General features: G+C 64.6%; 1 protein-coding gene. It reads right to left on the bottom strand.

Annotated elements, in window-relative coordinates; all coding sequences use genetic code 11:
• Positions 1 to 352: 352 nt before the first annotated feature.
• Positions 353 to 1,729 carry a group II intron reverse transcriptase/maturase gene (gene ltrA, locus VLE48_13025; protein HSA93929.1) on the bottom strand — a complete coding sequence of 459 codons (1,377 nt, stop codon included), beginning with the start codon at positions 1,727 to 1,729 and terminating at the stop codon, positions 353 to 355.
• Between the last annotated feature and the right edge of the window lie 798 nt (positions 1,730 to 2,527).

Genomic DNA, 2,527 nt, shown 5'->3' with positions numbered 1-2,527 from the left:
TAGGTGTTGCGCGTCTTTATCTCTTCGGCGAACCGATTCCTAAAATGGTGCATGATCTCCATTGCATCTTCATCCCCAGAGTGGATTTCTGTCAGCAGCGCACAGGCCGTGTCGAGAAGCATTTGTGCGGTGACGGCGTGGTGGCCCACTATGATGTTTGCCAACTTTTGGTTCCGTAGTCCGTCACGATGGAGGATAAGCGTGATCATGTGTCGAAGAAACAAACACACGAGCTCGAATTGCTGGACGTATCTGCCGAGCGCAGCGTATTGCTCATTTGTTTGCCTTGCGTAGCGCTCATGCCGGCTCTCCGGAGGAACTTCAGTCATCTAGATCGCGGTAGGAACGCCCGTTACCGGGCGCCCCCCGCACAGATCCGTACGTGCGGCATTCCCGCATACGGCTCCCACCTCGGGTGTTTGACGGCGAAGCGCTGCTGCGGCCAAGGATGAAGGATGCGCGGTTGGGGGAGCCAGGCGGCGGTCAGCTGGTCCATCCGATCCCAGGTGAGGCGGCTGCGCTGGCTGCGTCGCCGTAGCGAGCGCCGCCAGAGGTTGGCCACATGGTGCCGGAAGCTTCCCAACGCCCGATGGTTGGTCGGAACCGCATGGTAGGCGAAGTAGCCGGTCACGACCCGCTTCAGCCATGTCCCCTGCTCGGGAAGGGGCTGATGCCGGCGCCGCCGCAGTCCCTCCTTGATCTCCTTGAGCTTCGCCCGCATGCGGTCGCGCCGGGTCTTCCTCTGGACGAGGAAACGGCCCGATCGTGACCTGCCGCAGATCAGAGTGAAGCCCAGAAAGTCGAAGGTTTCCGGTTTGCCGAGCCCGCATCGCGCGCGCCAGACCGCTGCGAGGCGGCCGAACGCGATCAGGCGGGTCTTGTCCGGATGCAGCGACAGCCCAAACTCCCACAGCCGCTCGCGCATGGCGTCCCAAAAGCGGCGGGCATCGGCCTCATGCTCGAAGCCGACCACGAGGTCATCCGCATAGCGCAGGATGATCATGTCGCCCGTGGCCTCGCGCCGTCGCCAGCGCTGGGCCCAGAGGTCGAAGACGTAGTGCAGGTAGACGTTGGCGAGCAGCGGCGAGATCACCGACCCTTGCCCCGTCCCCGTGTCACTGACCGTCACCACCCCATCCTCCAGGACACCCGCCCGGAGCCATTTCTGGATCAGGCGGAGCAGGCGCGGGTCACCGATCCGGTGTTCCAGGAAGCGGACGAGCCAGGATTGGCTCACCGCATCGAAGAACGATCGGATGTCGGCGTCCAAAATCCAGTTCACCCTGGTGCCGGAGATCCCGACGATGAGTGCGTCCAGCGCATCGTGCTGGCTGCGCCCCGGCCGGAACCCGTAGCTGAACCCGAGGAAGTCCTCCTCGTAGATCGCGTTCAGCACCTCCACCGTGGCCCTCTGGACGATCTTGTCCTCCAGGGCAGCCACCGCCAGGGGTCGCTGCCGGCCGTCCGGCTTCGGGATATACCGTCGCCGCGATGGCAGAGCCCGGTACGCTCCCCGTTGGACCCGGGCATGCAGATCTCTGAGCCTGGGCTCGAGGTCTGCCTCGTAGTCCCGCCAAGTTAGCCCGTCCACCCCGGGAGCGGCATCCCGCTTGAGCGCGAAGAATGCCGTCCGGAGCAGATCGATGCCGACGTGGTGGAGGAGCGCGGTGAACCGTTCCTTCTTCCTCTGTCGTGCCGCTTGCCGTACGCGATCCAGCGCCTGGGACACGCTTGCCCGGTTCTGCGCCCGGCACGTGCTTTGCTGGCCCGCGTTCCCCTCGGCCCCCGCCCTTGGCTCCACCGGCTCCGCCGCCGGTTGCCCGGCCTTGTTCGTCGGCTTCGTAGCTACTATGGCGGGGTCTGACTTCTCGCGCCCGTGCATCACCGGCTACGGCTCCTCGCCTTCCCAGTACGGACCGGCGGTACGACATCCTGCCGGCCAGACGCGAGATCTCCCGGTTCCCGCACAGGGAGCATCCGCACATGCCAGGGTCTCCGACCACGCCGGGCCGAACAGGCGCTCGCGATATCGCGCCCGTCCGTGTTGCCTTCCGCCATGAGAACAGCGTCGGCACCCGGGACAACAGTTCTTTCGCGGCTCAATGGCTGGCCTATGCGCACCCCTACCGACGCTTCACCCCCGCCCTCACGGACGACGGCGCACGGCTCGGGGCCGATGTGGATCGCTACTCCTTCATCGCAGTGGACTTGCACCACCTACTCCCTGCCGGTCTCCCGGCGCACTCTCAGCTAACTGTAGACCGGAGGAAGACCGGTATAACAGGCCTTCGTGAATAGCAGGATAACGTAGTCCGCTTCGTTCCGAATTCCGACCTGCTCCTGGCTCATGCAAGGAATCGGATGGTCGGGCTGCGCGCTCCTCCTGGCCGGATGTGGTAGGGCTCCAGCGCAAGAAGGATCGTCCCGCCCCGCAACCGCGGGCCCTGATCGCGGCGCGGCGACAGATTCCCACCCTGACTCGTGAATGTTGCTAAAGCGTTAGATTAAGGAAGAGTAAGCACCGCCG

The sequence above is a fragment of the Terriglobales bacterium genome, assembly GCA_035454605.1.
In the GTDB taxonomy this organism is placed as follows: Bacteria; Acidobacteriota; Terriglobia; order Terriglobales; family Acidobacteriaceae; genus DATMAB01.
The sequence above is the reverse complement of the archived record's forward strand: the minus strand, read 5'-3'. Positions and strand labels throughout refer to the sequence as shown.